17 protein-coding genes and 6 tRNA genes are annotated in these 18,459 nt (G+C 72.0%); 9 read left to right on the top strand and 14 right to left on the bottom strand.

Annotated elements, in window-relative coordinates:
- Position 1 precedes the first annotated feature (1 nt).
- Both OG828_RS39850 and OG828_RS39845 read right to left on the bottom strand, forming a co-directional pair.
- Positions 2–73, bottom strand: a tRNA-Val gene (locus OG828_RS39850).
- A gap of 78 nt (positions 74–151) precedes the next feature.
- Positions 152–604, bottom strand: a complete 453-nt coding sequence (locus OG828_RS39845) for a TIGR02611 family protein (protein WP_210580491.1) — start codon at positions 602–604, stop codon at positions 152–154.
- A 191-nt stretch (positions 605–795) separates the two neighbouring features.
- On the opposite strand from OG828_RS39845, the gene OG828_RS39840 reads away from it, so the two are divergent.
- Together OG828_RS39840 and OG828_RS39835 are read left to right on the top strand one after the other, a co-directional pair.
- Positions 796–1,209: an SsgA family sporulation/cell division regulator gene (locus OG828_RS39840; RefSeq protein ID WP_004002642.1), complete on the top strand. Its 414-nt coding sequence runs from the start codon at positions 796–798 to the stop codon at positions 1,207–1,209.
- Between the two features lie 240 nt (positions 1,210–1,449).
- On the top strand, positions 1,450–2,010 hold the full coding sequence (locus OG828_RS39835; protein ID WP_210580489.1) for a CGNR zinc finger domain-containing protein: 561 nt from the start codon (positions 1,450–1,452) through the stop codon (positions 2,008–2,010).
- Positions 2,011–2,070: 60 nt separating this feature from the next.
- On the opposite strand, the gene OG828_RS39830 is transcribed toward OG828_RS39835, so the two are convergent.
- Together OG828_RS39830 and OG828_RS39825 are read right to left on the bottom strand one after the other, a co-directional pair.
- Positions 2,071–2,223 (bottom strand): hypothetical protein, encoded by a 153-nt coding sequence (locus OG828_RS39830; protein WP_004002639.1) that lies wholly within the window; start codon positions 2,221–2,223, stop codon positions 2,071–2,073.
- 153 nt (positions 2,224–2,376) lie between these two features.
- A complete protein-coding gene (locus OG828_RS39825; protein WP_328442573.1) occupies positions 2,377–2,820 on the bottom strand; it encodes a hypothetical protein in 444 nt (147 codons plus the stop codon).
- A 189-nt stretch (positions 2,821–3,009) separates the two neighbouring features.
- Between OG828_RS39825 and OG828_RS39820 the strand changes: the two genes are divergently transcribed.
- Positions 3,010–3,525 carry a DsbA family protein gene (locus tag OG828_RS39820; protein WP_328503899.1) on the top strand — a complete coding sequence of 172 codons (516 nt, stop codon included), beginning with the start codon at positions 3,010–3,012 and terminating at the stop codon, positions 3,523–3,525.
- Positions 3,526–3,528: 3 nt separating this feature from the next.
- Here OG828_RS39820 and OG828_RS39815 read toward each other — a convergent pair whose 3' ends face one another.
- The 3 genes from OG828_RS39815 to OG828_RS39805 are packed head-to-tail and all read right to left on the bottom strand — an operon-like array spanning position 3,529 to position 6,314.
- On the bottom strand, positions 3,529–4,353 hold the full coding sequence (locus OG828_RS39815; RefSeq protein ID WP_328503898.1) for a GNAT family N-acetyltransferase: 825 nt from the start codon (positions 4,351–4,353) through the stop codon (positions 3,529–3,531).
- 37 nt (positions 4,354–4,390) lie between these two features.
- A complete protein-coding gene (locus tag OG828_RS39810; protein ID WP_328503897.1) occupies positions 4,391–5,221 on the bottom strand; it encodes an aminotransferase class IV in 831 nt (276 codons plus the stop codon).
- Between the two features lie 52 nt (positions 5,222–5,273).
- Positions 5,274–6,314: a chorismate-binding protein gene (locus OG828_RS39805; RefSeq protein WP_328441527.1), complete on the bottom strand. Its 1,041-nt coding sequence runs from the start codon at positions 6,312–6,314 to the stop codon at positions 5,274–5,276.
- A 178-nt stretch (positions 6,315–6,492) separates the two neighbouring features.
- Between OG828_RS39805 and OG828_RS39800 the strand changes: the two genes are divergently transcribed.
- The 5 genes from OG828_RS39800 to OG828_RS39780 all read left to right on the top strand — a co-directional run bounded on the left by OG828_RS39800 (position 6,493) and on the right by OG828_RS39780 (position 6,964).
- Positions 6,493–6,565 (top strand) — tRNA-Gly (locus tag OG828_RS39800).
- Positions 6,566–6,605: 40 nt separating this feature from the next.
- Positions 6,606–6,679: transfer RNA gene (locus OG828_RS39795), tRNA-Cys, on the top strand.
- Position 6,680: 1 nt separating this feature from the next.
- Positions 6,681–6,752 (top strand) — tRNA-Val (locus OG828_RS39790).
- A 34-nt stretch (positions 6,753–6,786) separates the two neighbouring features.
- A tRNA-Val gene (locus OG828_RS39785) sits at positions 6,787–6,858 on the top strand.
- Between the two features lie 34 nt (positions 6,859–6,892).
- Positions 6,893–6,964, top strand: a tRNA-Val gene (locus tag OG828_RS39780).
- A gap of 53 nt (positions 6,965–7,017) precedes the next feature.
- Here OG828_RS39780 and OG828_RS39775 read toward each other — a convergent pair.
- From OG828_RS39775 to OG828_RS39760, 4 genes are all read right to left on the bottom strand, one after another.
- Positions 7,018–7,317, bottom strand: coding sequence for a TFIIB-type zinc ribbon-containing protein (locus OG828_RS39775; protein ID WP_210580475.1), 300 nt, complete (start codon positions 7,315–7,317; stop codon positions 7,018–7,020).
- Between the two features lie 80 nt (positions 7,318–7,397).
- Entirely contained in the window at positions 7,398–8,336 is a 939-nt protein-coding gene (locus OG828_RS39770) for a phosphotransferase family protein (protein WP_328503896.1), read from the bottom strand.
- Positions 8,337–8,967: 631 nt separating this feature from the next.
- Positions 8,968–9,177 (bottom strand): hypothetical protein, encoded by a 210-nt coding sequence (locus OG828_RS39765; protein WP_328368037.1) that lies wholly within the window; start codon positions 9,175–9,177, stop codon positions 8,968–8,970.
- Positions 9,178–9,375: 198 nt separating this feature from the next.
- Positions 9,376–9,651 (bottom strand): hypothetical protein, encoded by a 276-nt coding sequence (locus OG828_RS39760; RefSeq protein ID WP_301978390.1) that lies wholly within the window; start codon positions 9,649–9,651, stop codon positions 9,376–9,378.
- Between the two features lie 196 nt (positions 9,652–9,847).
- On the opposite strand from OG828_RS39760, the gene OG828_RS39755 reads away from it, so the two are divergent.
- The gene (locus OG828_RS39755) at positions 9,848–11,302 is read left to right on the top strand and encodes a serine/threonine-protein kinase (protein ID WP_328505019.1); all 1,455 of its coding nucleotides are present in this window, start codon (positions 9,848–9,850) and stop codon (positions 11,300–11,302) included.
- A gap of 146 nt (positions 11,303–11,448) precedes the next feature.
- Here the strand turns inward: OG828_RS39755 and OG828_RS39750 are convergent, their stop codons facing one another.
- The 3 genes from OG828_RS39750 to cobT all read right to left on the bottom strand — a co-directional run bounded on the left by OG828_RS39750 (position 11,449) and on the right by cobT (position 18,165).
- Positions 11,449–12,267: a TrmH family RNA methyltransferase gene (locus tag OG828_RS39750; protein ID WP_328368029.1), complete on the bottom strand. Its 819-nt coding sequence runs from the start codon at positions 12,265–12,267 to the stop codon at positions 11,449–11,451.
- A gap of 64 nt (positions 12,268–12,331) precedes the next feature.
- Positions 12,332–13,564: a uroporphyrinogen-III C-methyltransferase gene (cobA, locus tag OG828_RS39745; protein ID WP_328368026.1), complete on the bottom strand. Its 1,233-nt coding sequence runs from the start codon at positions 13,562–13,564 to the stop codon at positions 12,332–12,334.
- A gap of 224 nt (positions 13,565–13,788) precedes the next feature.
- Positions 13,789–18,165: a nicotinate-nucleotide--dimethylbenzimidazole phosphoribosyltransferase gene (gene cobT, locus OG828_RS39740; protein ID WP_328503895.1), complete on the bottom strand. Its 4,377-nt coding sequence runs from the start codon at positions 18,163–18,165 to the stop codon at positions 13,789–13,791.
- Positions 18,166–18,459: the final 294 nt, after the last annotated feature.

The following is an 18,459-nucleotide window of genomic DNA, read 5'->3' as shown; positions in this document are numbered from 1 at the left end:
GTGGGCGATACTGGGTTCGAACCAGTGACCTCTTCGGTGTGAACGAAGCGCTCTCCCACTGAGCTAATCGCCCGGGTGCACGGAGAACATTACCCCATGTCAGGGCATACCTGTGACCGAAGGCAACCGGTCACAGGCGCCCCCGCGCGGCTCACTGGTCCTTGATCTTCCAGGGCATCACGACGCCGAACTTCCAGAGGTAGATCCCGAGGAGAGCCCCGATGATCACCAGGCCGATCGTCGTCAGGATGATGTTGCGGCGCCGCACCTTGGGATCGAGCGCGCGCTGTGCCGCCTCGGTGACCTTGCGCTTGGTCCAGCGCAGCACCAGCTGGGCCCAGACGAACTCGGTCGCCCAGATCGCCATGCCGCCGAAGATGACCACCCAGCCCGGTCCGGGCAGGGGCAGCAGGATGATGCCCACGACCACGACCGCGAGGCCCACGGCGAAGATGCCGACCTGCCAGCTCAGGTGCAGCACCCGGCGCGCCTTGATGAACTCCGGTGCTCTCGAGCCGAGCGCCTGCTCGCTCTTCGCCCCGTCCGCCTTCGTCTCGTCCGCAGCCATGGCGACCTCGCCAGGCTCGTCACTCCCCGTATTCATACGGCCAAACCCTACCGGAGAGAAACCGGTCACCGGAATGGAGGTACCTCGCGAACTGGTTCTCGGCCGGAAGAGTTACGTAAAGGCACGCAAAACACTCAGAGGGGTTTACAACGGCACCGTAGGTGGCATGTCGATTTCGCCGACGTGCGAATCCCCGAGCGCACACTGAGCGAAAGGCCCTGGCGCTTATGAACACCACGGTCAGCTGCGAGCTGCACCTGCGCCTCGTTGTGTCGAGCGAGTCCTCCCTGCCTGTCCCCGCAGGCCTGCGGTATGACACGGCCGACCCCTACGCCGTGCACGCCACCTTCCACACCGGTGCCGAAGAGACTGTCGAGTGGGTGTTCGCCCGCGACCTGCTCGCGGAGGGCCTCCACCGGCCCACGGGCACCGGCGACGTCCGCGTCTGGCCGTCGCGCAGTCACGGCCAGGGGGTCGTCTGCATCGCCCTGAGCTCTCCGGAGGGCGAGGCCCTGCTGGAGGCCCCGGCAAGGGCTCTGGAGTCCTTTCTGAAGCGCACGGACGCGGCGGTGCCACCGGGCACCGAACATCGTCACTTCGATCTGGATCAGGAGCTCTCACACATCCTGGCGGAAAGCTAGGGCGAGGCTCTCACCAAGCCGCCCGGCGCCGTCGACTCGGGGTGACGGCTCGGGCCAAGACAACCGCATATCGCATACAGCGGCACCGCCCGGCCTGTCCGGGCGGTGCCGCTGTGTCGTGCCGCTGTGTCGTCCAGGGCTCCGGAGCCCCGCACGCCGCTTCGGCGAGGGCCGGTCAGCCATTACCATCGGCCAGCATCGGCGGGCACCGGCCCGACCCCCCAGGCCAGGGAGCGAAACGTGCTGATCACCCACGACACCCGGTGTGCGCTGGACACCGTGGTGGATCTGGTGAACACCGCACCGGAGGACGATGCGACGCCGGACGGGCTGGCGGATGTCGCGGCTCTCGAGGATTTCGTACGAAACCACGAAATCAGTGACGTCGGGGTGCTCTCGGAGTTCGACCTCTCGGCGGTGCGGAAGATCCGCAGCCGGTTCGCGGGGATCTTCGCCGCACCGGACGCCCGGGCCGCGGCCACGCTGATCAATGATCTGGTCGCCGCCGCGGGCACGACGCCCCGGCTCACCGACCACGACGGCTACGACTGGCACGTGCACTACTTCGCGCCCGGTGCCTCCGTCGCCGATCACCTGGCGGCGGACTGCGGAATGGCGCTGGCGTTCTTCGTGGTGGCCGGGGAACAGGAGCGGCTGCGGCGCTGCGAGGCGCCCGACTGCCGGCACGCCTTCGTCGACCTCTCCCGGAACCGCTCGCGCCGGTACTGCGACAGCCGCACCTGCGGGAACCGTCTGCATGTCGCCGCATACCGGGCGCGACGGAAAGAGGCGGCGGGCTGAGGGCGGGGCGAGGATGCCGACGTGGCCCCGGCGGGTGGCGCCGGGGACCACGGGTACGGCTCACAGCAACAGCAGGTCGTGCAACGCGGCCATGAGCAGTAGACACCCGATCACCGCAAGGAAGATCATCAGCGGTGGCTGGGAAAGGGCGAAGAGGCATCCGCGCGGCTCATCCTGCGGCGGCGCGGCCTCGCTCTGTGTCGTGTCCAGCATCTCGCGGCGATGATGTCGCAGGTTATGGCCCTGGCGCGATCAACACGCCCGCAATGTACGGGAGTTCGCCGAATTCCGTGACGGCGGGTTCAGGCCGTGATCATTTCTGGCTGCGCGCCGGTCGACTGTGTCGTTTCAGTCGGCAGGCCGCCGTCATATGCCGTGCTTCTTGAGGATGGCCTCGATGTCGCTGAAGTCGTCCGCCTTGTCGGCACGGGGTGCGGTCGCGGAGGGCGTCTTCGAGCGGGAGGCCGGGCCCAGGGAGGGCGCCGAGGCCGCTGGCGCCACCGCCTCGCCCTGCGCGGACCGGGCGGCGGCCTTGCGCTCCTTGCGGGTGCCACCGCGCCGGCGCTCCACCGCGCGCGTGCCCGCGAACAGCAGCCAGGACGCGCCGAGCACGCCGAAGCCGGCCCAGGCCACCGGGCTGAACGCCGTGTCGGCGACCCAGTCGACGACCCCGGTCATCACCAGGCCCAGCGGGACGAGGGAGTAGGCCGCGATACGGGCGGCCGTGAGGAAACGCTTGCGGTACGCCGTGACCGCCGCGATGCCCAGGCCTGCCGCGGCGACGGCGGAACAGACGGTCTCGGCAATCATCCGGTCCTCCTGGCAGGCCTCGGTCGGGCACTTCGTCCCTTCCATCCTGCACCGTCCGACCCCCGGCGGGCCATGGTCCGGGCGGACATCAGGGACATCTCCGGGTCGCCTCCTCCGAAGGTGCCGGACGGTGGCGTACGACCCGGGCGCCGATTGGGTCGTCCGGGCCGGGGCTGGGAGACTGTGACCATGAGCGACTCCTCCTCCCCCGCCACACCCGTTCTCGACGTGTGGTGCGAGCTGCAGTGCCCGGACTGCCGTGGCGCGCTGGACGATCTCCGCGCCCTGCGGGCCCGCTACGGCGACCGGCTGGAGCTGCGGTTGCGGCACTTCCCGCTGGAGAAGCACAAGCACGCCTTCGCCGCCGCGCAGGCCGCCGAGGAGGCGCTGGAGCAGGGGCAGGGCTGGCCTTACGTCGAGGCGGTCCTGGCCAGGGTCGAGGAGCTGGACCGTAAGGGAGAACCCTTCCTGGTCGAGGTCGCGCGCGAACTCGGTCTCGATGCCGAGGAGTTCGACACCGCTCTGATCGACGGCCGGCACATCCTGATCGTCGACGCCGACCAGGCCGAGGGCAAGGCGATCGGCGTGACCGGTACCCCGACGTATGTCATCGGCGGCGAGCGGCTGGACGGCGGCAAAAGCCAGGAAGGGCTGCGCGAGCGCATCGAGGAGATCGCGGACCGGCTGCTCGCCGAGCGTGAATGAGCCTCAGAGCAGGTTCTTGTACAGGCCGTACAGCGTCGCCTCGTAGCCGAGTGACTCGTAGAGCCGCTCCGCCGCGGTGTTGCCCGCGTGCACGTTGAGCTCGAGGGCACGTCGCCCGGCGGCGATCGCCTGGCTCTCCGCCAGCAGCATCAGCGTACGGCCGTGTCCGCGTCCGCGATGGGCCGCGTCGGCCTCGACGTCGAAGACGAACGCCTTGTCGTCCCGAAGGGCCAGCCACAGGGTGCCCACGCGCACACCCTTGTGCTCCAACACGCTGAACAGCATGTTCTCGGTGGTCAGGCCCTGGGGCAGGAGCGTCTCGTGCTCGCGCCGCGACTTGGCGTACGCCTCGGCCTCGGGCACGCCCCGCTCGATCCACATGCGCGCGTACTGCTCGGACTCGTACTCGTGCCACGACGCGAACTCGGCCTCCGTCATGGTCCGCCCCCGGCTGCCGGCGGGCAGTTCGGGTGGTGTGTCGCCGAGCCGCTTCTCCATGCCGCGGTTGCGCAGGACGTAACCGAGCGCCTGGAAGAGCCGCAGCGCCGACCCGGCCTCGGCGGGGACGCCCACCTCGATCTGCCGGCAGCCCCAGCCGCGCGCCACCTCCTCCGCGGCGAGTGCGGCCACTGTCGCCCGGCCGCGGCGCCGGTCCGGCTCCTCGATGCGCAGGTCCAGGACGCGGGCCACCGTGGCGCCGAAGGAGGGAGAGGTGCCGAGGTGTATCCGGCCCACGGGACGGCTGTTCACGCACACCTGGTAGCGGCGTGAACGCGTCCCGTCCGCCTGGTGCTGAAGCGGCTCGGTCGGCCGCAGAGTCGTGGTCATCAGGGCAGTTCTACCCGTAGGGGCGGACCGGGCGCTCTCAATTTCCGATCGGATCGACGTCGGCCCGGGACCGCTCGTCGAAGATCCGCATCGCCTTGGCGGTCACCGGACCGGGAGCGCCCGACAGGATGCGGTCGTCGACCCGGTGCACGGCCTGGACGTCCCGCAGCGTGGACGTCAAAAAGATCTCGTCGGCCCGCTGAAGGACCTCCAGTGGCAGGTCGGTCTCCTTCGCCCCGGTCCACTCGATCGTCAACGCGCGCGTGATGCCCGCGAGGCAGCCGGAGGCGAGCGGCGGGGTGTGGATCTCGCCGTCCAGGACCACGAAGACGTTCGACCCGGTGCCTTCGCAGAGTTGGCCGACCGTGTTGGCGAACAGCGCCTCGGAGGCTCCCTGTTGGCGAGCGCGCGCCAGGGCGACGACGTTCTCGGCGTACGACGTCGTCTTCAGGCCGGTGAGTGCGCCGCGCTCGTTGCGGGTCCACGGCACGGTGACGACCGCCGTGGAGTCGGGGCGTCGGCTGGTCTCCCCGAGGGCGACCACCAGGGTCGGGCCGTGCTGGCCGCGGTCGGAGCCGAGCGGGCCGTGACCGCCGGTGTAGGTGATGCGCAGCCGGCCGAGCGGCATCGGGTTGGCCTCGAGAACGGCGGCGCAGGCACGTCGTACCTCGTCGTGGTCCGGGTCGGGCAGACCCAGGCCGCGGGCGGAGCGGGTCAGCCGGTCGAGATGGCGGGTGAGCGCGAACGGCTTCCCGTCGGCCGCCTTCACCGTCTCGAAGATGCCGTCCCCCACGGTCAGCCCGTGGTCGAAGACGGAGACACGGGCGGCCTCCATGTCCTGCAGCCCGCCGTCGAGCCAAAGCTTCACTGGTTCTACCTCGCAACCCTGCGCACGTGTCTGGTCGGCCGGGCCCGGCGCGTCAGACTCCCGCTCCACTGTCCTCGTACGTTCCCGACGCTACCGCGAGCAGCCGGGACGCCTTCAGCTCGGTCTCCCGCCACTCCCCCTCCGGGTCGGACCCCCACGTGATGCCGGCGCCCGTGCCGAAGCGCAGCACGCCCTCCGTCCGGTCGATCCAGAAGGTACGGATGCCGACGGCCAGCTCGCCGGTCCCCCGGTCGGCGTCGACCCAGCCGATGCCGCCGCAGTACGGCCCCCTGGGCGCCGTCTCCAGCGCTTCGATGATCCTCAGGGCACTCGACTTGGGAGCGCCGGTGACCGACCCGGGCGGGAAAGCGGCGGCGAGCAGCTCCGGCCACCCGGCGCCGGTACGCAGTTCGCCGCGGACGGTGGAGACGAGATGGACCAGGCCGGGGTGCTTCTCGACGGCGCACAGATCGGGGACGGTCACGCTGCCGGTGCCGCAGACACGCCCGAGGTCGTTGCGCACCAGATCCACGATCATCACGTTCTCGGCGTAGTCCTTCTCCAGCAGGTCCGCCTCGGTACGTCCGGTGCCCTTGATCGGCCCGGACTCGACGACCCGGCCGTCCCGGCGCAGGAAGAGCTCCGGCGAGGCCGTGGCTATTTCCACCCCGTGGCCGGGCAGCCGGATCGTCCCCGCATACGGTGCCGGGTTGCCGCGGGCCAGCAGCGCGGTGAGCGCGTCCACGTCGGCGTCGGGCGGAATCGGTGCGGAGAGCACCCGGCAGAGGTTCGCCTGATAGACCTCGCCGGCCGCGATGTGCTCACGGACACGCCGTACGCCCGCCATGTACGCGGCGCGATCGAGGGACGACGTCCAGTCACCGGTCGCCGGCCCGTGCCACCGGCCCGGCACCGGTGCGGGCACGGGCTCCTGTCGTACGTCGGCGAAGCGGGCGCAGGTCAGCCGGCCCTCGAAGTCAGCGCAAACGGCCCAGAAACCGGTGGAGTCGAGGGCCGCGGGGTCGCTGGTGACATCGAGGAGACCGGTGGCGACGCGGTCACCGAAACGCGCGAGAGGAGGCAGGTCGGACACGCAGTCGAGTCTATGGCGGGTGTCACGCAGGTGACCTGGCCATGTCGCCTCGGCTGCCCCGGCCGGGTCGGCAACCGGGTGCAGCGCAGCACGCTGCACAAACGCGTTTTTGTACTGGCCCTAGAATCCGCTAGAGTTCAACTCGTCGCCGGGCCGCGGGAGCGGTACGAAACGACAAGCGGACGTAGCTCAGTTGGTAGAGCGCAACCTTGCCAAGGTTGAGGTCGCGAGTTCGAACCTCGTCGTCCGCTCGAAGGAAGCAGGGGGTCCACCCGGATCCCCTACACTCCTGGTGGAGTGGCCGAGAGGCGAGGCAACGGCCTGCAAAGCCGTCTACACGGGTTCAAATCCCGTCTCCACCTCCAAGGACGATTAGCTCAGCGGGAGAGCGCTTCCCTGACACGGAAGAGGTCACTGGTTCAATCCCAGTATCGTCCACTGGATCTGCTGCTCCGTCGGCAAGATCCGTCTCGCGCGATTAGCTCAGCGGGAGAGCGCTTCCCTGACACGGAAGAGGTCACTGGTTCAATCCCAGTATCGCGCACGCACAGCTTGTGACCTTCGGGTCACGGTCCCGAGGACGATTAGCTCAGCGGGAGAGCGCTTCCCTGACACGGAAGAGGTCACTGGTTCAATCCCAGTATCGTCCACACACCGAAGCCCCCGGCCGTCTCGTACGGCCGGGGGCTTCGTGGTGGTCCGGTCAGCTGGAGAACAGCATGTGGCCGAAGCTCTTGTGCCGCTTGTTGCCGTAGTGACCGCCGTGGCCGCCGTGGTGGCCGCCGCCGTGCGGGGCGCCCCAGGCGGGTGCCTGCGGGGCGGGGTACGCCTGCGGGGCGGCCGGGGGTGGCGGGGCGGGCTGGGCCCACTGGGACTCGACGCGGGACAGCGCCTCCAGCTCGCCGTAGTCGAGAAAGATCCCGCGGCAGCCGCTGCACTGCTCGATCTGGACGCCGTTGCGGTTGTACGTGTGCATGGGCGCATGGCACTTCGGACACTGCATGGTCGGCTCAACTCCTCGCCGGTCGGTCCTGCTTCGCGTTTCGCCAGGACAGACTCTGTCCGGCTGCGGTCGGTTGCACACTACTTCGCCAGGTGTGTGCTCAACTCCGGTGGGGCGGAACTCATTCGGTCGCAGGCGTCCACGAGGGACTGCTCGATCTCGTCCAGTGGGCGGTCCGCGGCTGCCGCCTTGGTGATCGCGCGGGCGGCGGTCTGGACGGTGAGGGCGCGGGCGGGGACGTCCAGGGCCGGCCAGGGGTCGCCTTCGGCGGGGACGGCGGGGCCGCCGGCTGCGCGGTAGGCGGACAGGAAGCGAGTCCATTCGTCGGGTGTGAGCAGGCCGCAGGCGTACCAGGACGCGGGGCGGGCGAGGTCCCAGGCGGGGGTGCCGGTGCCGAGGTCGTCGACGTCGATGAGCCGCCACGGGCCGTTCGGGGCGGGGTGGCGGACGAGTTGGCCGAGGTGGAAGTCGCCGTGGCAGAGGGTGGTGGTGTCGGGCATGGGGGTCTCGGCGCGGGCCCAGGCGGGGAGGGCGGTCCACGCTCGGAGGACCGGGGCGACGGCCGGGTGCGGGGCGAGGGCGCGGAGGCGGGCGACGGCGTGGGCCGCTTTGGCGGGGCCGCGCATGGGGGGCAGGGCGTGGGGCGCGGGGGTCCTGTGGAGGCGGGCGAGGAGGGTGGCGGCGGCTTCCCAGGGGGCGGTGTCGGGGTCTTCCGGGTCTACGGGGGTGCCGTACGGCCAGAAGGTCACGATACGACCGTGGAGCGTGACCGGGGTCGGTGTGAGGGGGGAGAGGAGTACGTCCGGGAGGTGGGTGGCGACGGTGAGGCGGGGGGTGAGGTCGGTGGGGGTGGCGTCGGGGGCGTGTGCCTTGGCGACGGTGTCCTCGTGGCGGACGACTGTGGCGTCGGGGCGGTCGGCGAGGGTGACGGGGGCTCCGCAGGGGCAGGCGGGGGTGCGGGCGTGGGCGGCGGCCCTTGCCTTGGCGGTGAGCTCGGGGAGGAGGGGGTTGGCGGTCACGGGGCCCCTTGGTGTGCGGATGGGTCTGGGGGCGAGGGTACGGAGGGTTGGGCGGCGGGGGTGTTGGGGGGCCGGTACGTGGGTGGTCGTTGACCGTGCCCGTGGGGTGCTCGGCGTGGTGGCTGGGGCGGGGGTCGGTCGCACGGCCCGGCGCTGACGGGGTGCCGCGGGTCGGTGCCGGCCGGGGGTGGGTCGCGCAGCCCGGCGCTGACGGGGTGCCGCGGGTCGGTGCCGGCCGGGGGTGGGTCGCGCAGCCCGGCGCTGACGGGGTGCCGCCTGCGCCCACCCGTGCCGCCCTAGGCGGCACGAATGCCCGCAGCTGGGGCGGACGGACCGGCTGCCCGCAGCTGAGCTGAGCCAGCCCGCTGCCTGCCGGGTGTGCGCCGCCCCGGCCACGCGGCAACCGGCGTCAGCCGCATCGCCCCTCGCACCGCAACCATCAATTGAGGAACCACGACGGTGAGCAACCAGGTCCGCGAGAGCGGCGCCGGTTTAGGCGCAAAACGGCGCAATGCCGGCGCAGCTCCCCAGCTGCGCCGGCATTTGTGCCGTCCGCCGCACCCCCGTCCCCACGGGGTTTCATGGGTGGATGTCCCCGCCCGGACCGCTCTTCCGGGCCTGGGGTCGCCGCTCAGCGCCCCAGCACCACACCCACGGACGACGCCTGTGTGGCCACTGTCTCCCAGCCGTCGAAGACGAGCAGGAGCAGGACCGCCAGGGGAAGGGCCATTGCCGTTGCCACCAAGGGGTGGCGGCGGCCCTGGCGGCGCGGGGGGAACGCGGCGCTGTATGCCCTGCGTCCCTGTGTGCGGATCATCGTCCGCGGTGCCGTCTGGGCCATGGTCCCTCTCCTGACCGAACTCAGTTGTCGTTGGCAGCGGCGGGTGTCTGACCTCGGGGGACGAGTGCTGCACCCGCCGCTTGACTTCAAATCTAGGGGCGCGGCGAGCCGGGGGCGTCATGCCCTCGTACCGATTGCCGGGCCTCCCGGAGGATGACCGGTTCCCCGCGGAGTACTCCCCTGGGTGGAGACGGGGTTCTACGTCTCGGGGTCTTCCCTGAGGGGGTGACCGCTGTGTCCTGACTTTTCCGAGCTGTCCTCCCGGGGTATCGGCTGCTCGACCAGCGCCAGGACCCGGTTCGCCATGAAACGGGCCGTGCGCACCACGGACCCGCTTCGGGTGACTTCGCTCACTTCCACGACACCTCGGCGTACCGCCGTCTCCACCCTGCGTCCCGCCCTGCTCGCCACCACCTCGTACGTGCGCGTCGTGTCCCCGGCGTCCACGACTATCTCCACGCGATCACCCTTCACGGGTTCAATCCCCCTTCTGTGACGGGTCGTTGGGATCCGCACGCACCCGAAGTCCGCCTGCTCGCACGCTCCCTGACCACTCTTCAAGTCTCCCACCCGGCACTGACAATCCATCGGGCCGAGAGGGCGCGGCCTCTGCGCGCGGGCGGCCGTGGAAACGTAAGCTGTGCCACGTCACAGGGACCGGGCAGCGGGGATGAACATGGCGATGATGCGCCTGAGGCGCGAGGACCCGCGCGTCGTCGGCTCATTCAGGCTTCACAGACGGCTCGGCGCGGGTGGGATGGGCGTGGTCTACCTGGGCTCCGACAAGAAGGGGCAGCGGGTCGCCCTCAAGGTCATCCGGCCCGATCTGGCGGAGGACCAGGAGTTCCGGTCGCGGTTCGCGCGCGAGGTGTCGGCGGCCCGGCGGATCCGGGGCGGCTGCACCGCCCGGCTGGTCGCGGCGGATCTCGACGCCGAACGGCCGTGGTTCGCCACGCAGTACGTGCCCGGCCCGTCCCTGCACGACAAGGTCGCCGGCGAGGGCCCGTTGGTCGCCGCCGATGTCGCCGCCGTCGGAGCCGCCCTGTCGGAGGGGCTGGTCGCCGTGCACGAGGCCGGGGTCGTACACCGGGACCTGAAGCCGTCCAACATCCTGCTGTCCCCGAAGGGGCCGCGGATCATCGACTTCGGCATCGCCTGGGCGACCGGCGCCTCCACCCTCACCCACGTCGGCACGGCCGTCGGCTCGCCCGGCTTCCTCGCACCCGAGCAGGTGCGGGGCGCCGCGGTGACACCGGCCACGGACGTGTTCTCCCTCGGCGCGACGCTGGCGTACGCCTCGATGGGCGACTCGCCCTTCGGTCACGGCAGTTCTGAAGTGATGCTGTACCGGGTGGTGCACGAGGAGGCGCAGCTGCGCGGCGTTCCCGACGCGCTGGCCCCGCTCGTGCGGGCCTGTCTGGCGAAGGATCCCGAGGAGCGCCCCAGCACCCTCCAGCTGTCGCTCCGTCTGAAGGAGATCGCGGCCCGCGAGGCGCAGGGGATCGCCGAGGCGCGTCCTCCCGCGCCCCGCACCGGGGAGGCGGACCGGCCCACCGGGCGGCTCGCCGACACCTACCCCGAGCGCGGTCTCCAGCGGCGCCCGCAGGGGCAGCCGGGACCGGCGCCGGGCGCGCAGAGCGGACCGCCCGCGCCTCGGGGACCCGTCGCCGGGTCGCGCGGCTCCGCCACCGGGCGGGACACGGCGCCGCCGTCGCGGAACGGAAGTCCGCAGCGGGGTCCCGGGACTCCGCGCGGCGCCAATGGCTCACGCGGCAGCGGCACGTCGACTCCCCGTCAGGGCACCCCACGGACCACCCCCGCACGGAACTCGACGCGCTCGGGCAACGGCGGCAGGCCGACGCCACGCGGTGGCAACGGTCGTCCCGCTCCCCGGACCACGGGCACCGGGATGCGGCCCGCCAATCCGCGGCTGCTGCGACAGCGGCTGTTCGTGTTCGTCGTCGTGACCCTGCTGGTCGCGCTCGGCATCGCGGCGGCCCAGGGCTGTCAGGGGCCCTCGCGTGGGCTCGGCGGCGACGGGGACGTCGTACGACAGCAGGAGCGGATGGACGTACCACCGCATGACCCGTCGTTGGACGGGCGGCAGGTCGCGGACAGGCCCTAAGCGGGCCCGGCGAAGCCCGCTGCGGTTCGGCAGCGCCCCGAAGGGGCGCGGGGAACTGCGCGACCAGCCACGACGGTGCCGCAGGCGACCGACGGCACAGCGCGGCCCCGCGGCGGAGCCGCATATAGACACAGCCAGCGGAGCGCCTAGGGCTGAGGGCGGCCGGTCGCCACGGCGTAGAAGGCGACCGCCGCCGCCGCTCCCACGTTGAGGGAGTCGACGTCGTGGGACATGGGGATGCGGACCCATTCGTCGGCGGCGACCAGGGCCTGGGTGGACAGGCCGTCGCCCTCGGCGCCGAGCATCAGGGCCACTCGGTCCATCCGGTGCGGCGCGGCCTCGTCGAGGGTCTTGGCCTTCTCGTCCGGGGTGAGGGCGAGGAGGGTGAAGCCGGCCTCGCGGACCGATTCCAGGCCCTTGGGCCAGGTGTCCAGGCGGGCGTACGGCACGGAGAAGACAGCGCCCATCGAGACCTTCACGCTGCGGCGGTACAGCGGGTCCGCGCAGTCGGGCGACAGCAGGACCGCGTCCATGCCGAGCGCCGCCGCCGAGCGGAAGATCGCGCCGATGTTGGTGTGGTCGTTGACGGACTCCATGACCACCACCCGGCGTGCGGTCTGCAGGAGTTCGGCCGCCACGGGCAGCGGCTTGCGCTGCATGGAGGCGAGCGCGCCGCGGTGCACGTGGTAGCCGGTGACCTGCTCGGCGAGTTCGGGGCTGACCGCGTAGACGGGTGCGGGGAGTTCGTCGATGACGTCGCGCATCACGTCGACCCACTTGGCGGACAGCAGCATCGAACGCATCTCGTAGCCCGTGTCCTTCGCCCGCCGGATGACCTTCTCGCCCTCGGCGATGAACAGGCCCTCGGCGGGCTCGCGCTTCCGGCGCAGCTCTACGTCGGTCAGGCCCGTGTAGTCGTGCAGGCGCGGGTCGTCGGGGTCCTGGACGGTGATGAGATCGGCCACAGGGTGATACTGCCTTGTCGTGCGTGCGGTGCCAACGGCTCGGGACGGGTTCTGTTACCCCGGGTTACGCGGGCGTGTGCGGGCCTACGTTCACGACCTCGCCGATGACGATCACCGCCGGCGGCTTCACCTCGTGGCTGAGCACCGTCTCGCCGGCCGTGGCGAGGGTCGCGTCGACCCGGCGCTGGCCCGCTGTCGTGCCCTCCTGGATCAGGGCGACCGGCGTGTCCGGGGACTTGCCGTGGGCGATGAGCGTCTCGGCGACCTTCCCGATCGTGGCGACGCCCATGAGGATCACCAGCGTGCCGGTGAGCCGGGCGACGGACGGCCAGTCGACCAGGGAGCGCTCGTCGTCGGGGGCGATGTGACCGCTGACCACGGTGAACTCGTGGGCGACACCGCGGTGGGTGACCGGGATGCCGGCCGCGCCCGGGACCGAGATCGAGCTGGAGATGCCGGGCACGACCGTGCACGGGACGCCGGCCTCGGCCAGCGCCTGGACCTCCTCCATGCCGCGGCCGTAGACGAAGGGGTCGCCGCCCTTGAGACGTACGACCGACTTGCCCGCCTTGGCATGCTCGATCAGCGCGTTGTTGATGGCCTCCTGGGCCATGAACCGGCCGTACGGCAGCTTCGCCGCGTCGATCACCTCGACGCTCGGGGGGAGCTCCGCGAGCAGGTCGCGCGGGCCCAGGTGATCGGTGATGACCACGTCGGCCTCGGCGAGCAGGCGGCGTCCGCGGACCGTGATCAGATCCGGGTCGCCGGGGCCGCCGCCCACCAGGGCGACGCCGGGCGTGCGGGTGCGGTGGTGGGGGGCGACGAGGGTGCCGTCGCGGAGGCCCTCGACGACCGCGTCACGGATGGCGGCGGTGTGGCGGGGGTCGCGGCCGCGTGCCTCGGTCGTGAGGACGGCGACCGTGACGCCTTCGCTGTGGCCGGTGGCGGGGGTCCAGGCGGTGGCCGCGTCGGCGTCGTCCGAGCGTACGCACCAGACACGGTGGCGCTCCGCTTCGGACGAGGCGAGGTGGTTCGCCTCGTGGTCGCTGGTGGCGATGAGGGCGTACCACGCGTCGGCGAGGTCGCCTTCGGCGTACGGGCGCTTGTGCCAGGTGATCTCGCCCGCGTCTGCCATGGCTTCCACTGACGGGGTCGCCTCGGGTGATACGAGCACGATGTCGGCGCCCGCCGCGATGAGTGCCGGGAGGCGGCGCTGGGCGACCTGGCCGCCGCCGAGGACGACGACCCGGCGGCCGGTGAGGCGGAGGCCTACGGGGTAGGCGGGGTGTTCGGCCATGAGGGTGCGGCTCCTCTTTACGGCGGCGGTACGAATGCCCTGACGTGCGGATTTTACGGTGCGGCGGTTGTGATGGGTCCGGTGGTCCACTGGCTGGGCACCATCGCCCAGTGCGGGTCCGTGGGCGGTTGTGCCCACCCGTTCCGCCGTGCGGAACGCCTGCCCACAACCGCGGCGGCATGACAGGGGACCCGGGGTTGCAGTTCCCCGAGCCCCCGCCCGACCTACTTCTCAGTTACCCCCGCCGAGTCGAACGTCGCCACCTCGTGCATCGCTCTCGCCGTGCTCTGGACCAGCGGCAGGGCGAGGAGTGCGCCTGTGCCCTCGCCGAGGCGGAGGTCGAGGTCGACCAGGGGGCGGAGGCCCAGCTTGTTCAAGGCGGCTACGTGGCCGGGTTCGGCGCTGCGGTGGCCGGCGATGCAGGCGGCCAGGACCTCGGGGGCGATGGCGCGGGCGACCAGGGCGGCGGCGCCGGCGCTGACGCCGTCGAGGATGACCGGCGTGCGGAGGGACGCGCCGCCCAGCAGGAGGCCCACGATCGCCGCGTGCTCGAAGCCGCCGATCGCGGCGAGTACGCCGATGGGGTCGGCCGGGTCCGGCTGGTGGACGTCGATGGCGCGGCGGACGACCTCGGTCTTGCGGGCCAGGGTTTCGTCGTTGATGCCGGTGCCGCGACCCGTGACCTCGGCGGGGTCCGTGTCCGTGAACACCGAGATCAGGGCTGCCGATGCCGTCGTGTTCGCGATGCCCATCTCGCCCGTGAGGAGCGCCTTGTTGCCGGCCGCCACCAGGTCGCGGGCCGTCTCGATGCCGACCTCGATGGCCTGCTTGGCCTCCTCGCGGGTCATCGCGGGGCCGGTGGTCATGTCGGACGTACCGGCGCGGACCTTGCGGGGCAGCAGGCCCGGCGTGGCGGGGAGGTCGGCTGCCACGCCCACGTCCACGACGCAGACCTCGGCGCCCACCTGGCCGGCGAAGGCGTTGCAGACCGCGCCGCCGCCGAGGAAGTTGGCGACCATCTGGGCCGTCACCTCCTGGGGCCAGGGGGTGACTCCTTGCGCGTGCACACCGTGGTCGCCGGCGAAGATCGCCACCGCGGCGGGTTCCGGGATCGGCGGCGGGCACTGGCGGGACAGGCCGGAGAGCTGCGCGGAGATGATCTCCAGCATGCCGAGCGAACCGGGCGGCTTCGTCATCCGCTTCTGCCGCTCCCAGGCCTCGCCGAGCGCCTTGGCGTCGAGCGGGCGGATCTGGGCGACGGTCTCGGCGAGGAGGTCGTGCGGGTCCTCGCCGGGCAGGGCGCGGCGGCCGTACGTCTCCTCGTGCACGACCCAGGACAGCGGGCGGCGCTTGGACCAGCCCGCCTGCAGCAGCTCGGGCTCCTCGGGGAACTCGTCGACGTAGCCCACGCAGAGGTAGGCGACGACTTCGAGGTGCTCGGGCAGGCCGAGGGTGCGGACCATCTCACGCTCGTCGAAGAAGCTGACCCAGCCGACGCCGAGGCCTTCGGCGCGGGCGGCGAGCCAGAGGTTCTCGACCGCGAGCGCGGAGGAGTACGGCGCCATCTGCGGCTGCGTGTGGCGGCCGAGGGTGTGCCGGCCGCCGCGGGTCGGGTCGGCGGTGACGACGATGTTCACCGGGGTGTCGAGGATGGCCTCGATCTTCAGTTCCTTGAACTGCTTCGCCCGGCCCTTGGGCAGCGACTTCGCGTACGCGTCGCGCTGGCGCATGGCCAGTTCGTGCATCGTGCGCCGGGTGTCGGCGGAGCGGATGACCACGAAGTCCCAGGGCTGCGAGTGGCCCACGGACGGGGCGGTGTGCGCCGCCTCCAGGACACGGAGCAGCACCTCGTGCGGGATGGGGTCACTGCGGAAGCCGTTGCGGATGTCGCGGCGTTCCCGCATGACCTTGAGGACGGCCTCGCGCTCGGCGTCTTCATAGGCGGGCGCGGCCGGGCCGGTGGACTCGGGGGTTTCTGCCACTACGGCCGTGCTTTCTTCAAGGTCGGCGGCCCGGGTGTCCAGGTCCTCCGCATGCTGTACGAGTTCGAGGTCTGGCTCCGCAGCCATGGGCTCGGCGTCGCCGTCCCGCGGGGCGGGGACGACGACCGGGGGTTCCTGGTGGTGGTCGTCCGCCGGGAAGTGGAGGGCCTCCGGGGGCGTCGGCGCGAGGTGCGGGGTCGTCGGCACGGACCCCTCCACCGGGACGAACTGGCCCATCGGCTCCTCCGGCACACCGGCGGCCGGGAAGGTGCCCGTGACATCGCCGTCCTGGTAGGGGGCGCCGGCTTCCTCGAACTGCGCCTGTTCGTCGACGAGTTCAGCCGGGGTCACGTCCTCGGCGCCGAGCGGCTGAGACACCTCCGCGTCATCCATCGGCGTGCCCTGGGCCTCCGGCGTCTCCGGCTGCGTGGCGACGAGGGGCATGTGCGGTGCCGCGTGCTGCGGGCCCTGCGTGTGATGTGTGTCAGCGACCGGCTGCTCGTGCGGATCCTGCGCGGGGATCTCCACGTCGGCGGGCGGGAGGGGCTGTGCCGCCTCCGGGGCCGCCGGGAAGGGCATGGCGGATTCGGGGGTGTGCGGCGCGGGAGCGGACAGGGCCGGGTCAGGATCCGACACGGATTCGGGTACGGCCGGGTTGGGGGCGTGCGTGGTTGTGGCGGCGGCCGGGTCGGGGGCGGGAGTGGTCGTGGGAGCGGTCGGATCGGAGGCCTGTGCGGGCTCCGGGGCGGCCGGGTCGGGGGCGGGAGTGGTCGTGGCGGCGGCCGGGTCGGAGGCGTGTGCCGGCTCCGGTGCGGCCGAGTCGGGAGCGTGCGCGGGCTCCGGTGCGGGTGTTTCCGCGGTGGGTACAACCTCGGGGGCGTCCAGCGAGCCTGCGGCAACGGGGTTCTGACCGGCGTCCTGGGGGGCGACGACTTCTGCGAGGTGCCCGGCCTCGGGGAGCCCGGCGTCCGGGGCGGTCACCGTCGTCGGAGCCTGAGCGGCATCCGGGGCAACGCTCATGCCGGGCAACGATTCCGCTTCCGGAGCGGACGGAGCCTCGGCCACCTGTCCGGCGTCCGGGATGACAGAGCCATCGGGCAACTGGCCGGCATCGGGGACCGCGGCGGTCTCAAGCATCTGGCCGGCATCGGGGACCGCAGCGGTCTCAGGCAACTGCCCCGCATCCAACACCGCAGGCCCTTCCGGCACCTGCCCGGCATCCGGGACCGCGGGGCCTTCCGGCACTTGCCCGGCATCCGGAACCGGAAGGCCTTCGGTCACCTGCCCCGCATCCAACACCGCAGGACCTTCAGGCAGCACCTGCCCCGCATCCGGGACCGCAGCGTTCTCAGGCACTTGCCCCGCATCCGGGACGGCAGCGGTCTCAGGCAACTGCCCCGCATCCGGGACGGCAGCGGTCTCAGGCAACTGCCCCGCATCCAACACCGCAGAGCCTTCCGGCACCTGCCCGGCATCCGGGACCGGCAGGCCTTCGGTCACCTGCCCCGCATCCGGGACCGCAAAGCCTTCCGGCACCTGCCCGGCATCCGGAACCGGAAGGCCGTCGGTCACCTGCCCCGCATCCGGGACCGCGGGGTCTTCCGGCACCTGCCCGGCATCCGAAAGCGGAAGCCCTTCGGTCACTGGCCCCGCATCAGCTCCGGACTCGGCTCCGGCGGCCTGACCGCCCTCCGCTGCGGGCGCACCATCCTGCGCCACCCCGCCCTGCGGGCCGCCAGCGTCGCCCTCGGGAGCCGGAGCCGCCCCAGGCACCTCGCCGATCGAGCCGGCAGCCTCCGCGGACACCTGCCCGGCCTCTGGCCCAACCCCGCCCGCCGGGACCGCCGGCGCTGTCGGAATCGGACCACCGTCCGCCCCGTACCCCCCACCGGAACCCGGCACAGCCTCTCCGCCGTACGACGCCTCGGCGGCTTCCAGGCCGTCCGCGATGGGCGCAGCCTCGCCGCCCACCACGCCGTACACACCCTGCTCCGCCTCCGCCGTCCGCGCAGCTGCCACGGCGGCGTGAGCCACATCCATCGGCTCGGCTGTCGGGACAACCGTTTCCGCAGGGGATGCCTCGGTGTGCACCGGGGCCTGGACCGTGCCCGGTGCGGGGGCTCCCCAGGGGGACGCGCCCTGCGGGGCGGACTCGCGCGGTTGCGGGACGTCGAGGTACTCGGGGCCGGTCGGGTACGGGCCCGGCCGGCCGGCGGGGGTGCCGGCGGGGCCGCGGTCGGCGAGGGAGCGGACCGGGCTGGCGGACTGGTCGGGGGTCGGCGGGCCGAGGTGCAGCGGGCGGCGGTGAGTCGTCGCCGGAGCGGACGGCGGCGTCTGCGTGGGCAGGCGGACGCCGCTGAGGTCCACGTTGCCGCTGTCGCGGCCGGCGGTCTCGTGCGGGCCCGGCTCATGGACGGCCTCGACGACCGGCTCGGGAGCGGGCGGAGGTACCTCGTTGCCCCACGCGCCCTGGGCGCCCGGCAGCAGCAACAGGTCTTCGTCCTCGGCGGTGGTCTCGGAGAGGTAGGTGTACGCACCGTGCGCGGGGGCGCCCGGCTGCTCCACCATGCCTGCGCTCTCCGGCAGCCCCTCGCCCGGGACCTGGCCGGTGTCGGTCATGCGTACCCCTCGCCCATCGGTTAGTGCTTCTACGACCTGCTCACCGGGGACGGCGCACCGACCGCCCCCGTAGTGAAGAACGAGCGTGCGTGCCCAGCGGCACGAACGACCCGTCGACAAATGACGACAAAGCCATTAACTGGCATTGTCGCGGCCGTTCCCCCGTCACGACAGCATGATCGCGACGAGACCGCTGTGGACTGCGCCACGTTGCGCGTCCTCCGGTTCTGCCGTACCACAGCCACCCCAAAACGGGTGCCCTTTCCGGACATTGACCGACGAAGCGCCGGGCGA

Origin of the sequence: Streptomyces sp. NBC_00457 (assembly GCF_036014015.1) — a bacterium.
Classification (GTDB): Bacteria; Actinomycetota; Actinomycetes; order Streptomycetales; family Streptomycetaceae; genus Streptomyces.
The sequence above is the reverse complement of the archived record's forward strand: the minus strand, read 5'-3'. Positions and strand labels throughout refer to the sequence as shown.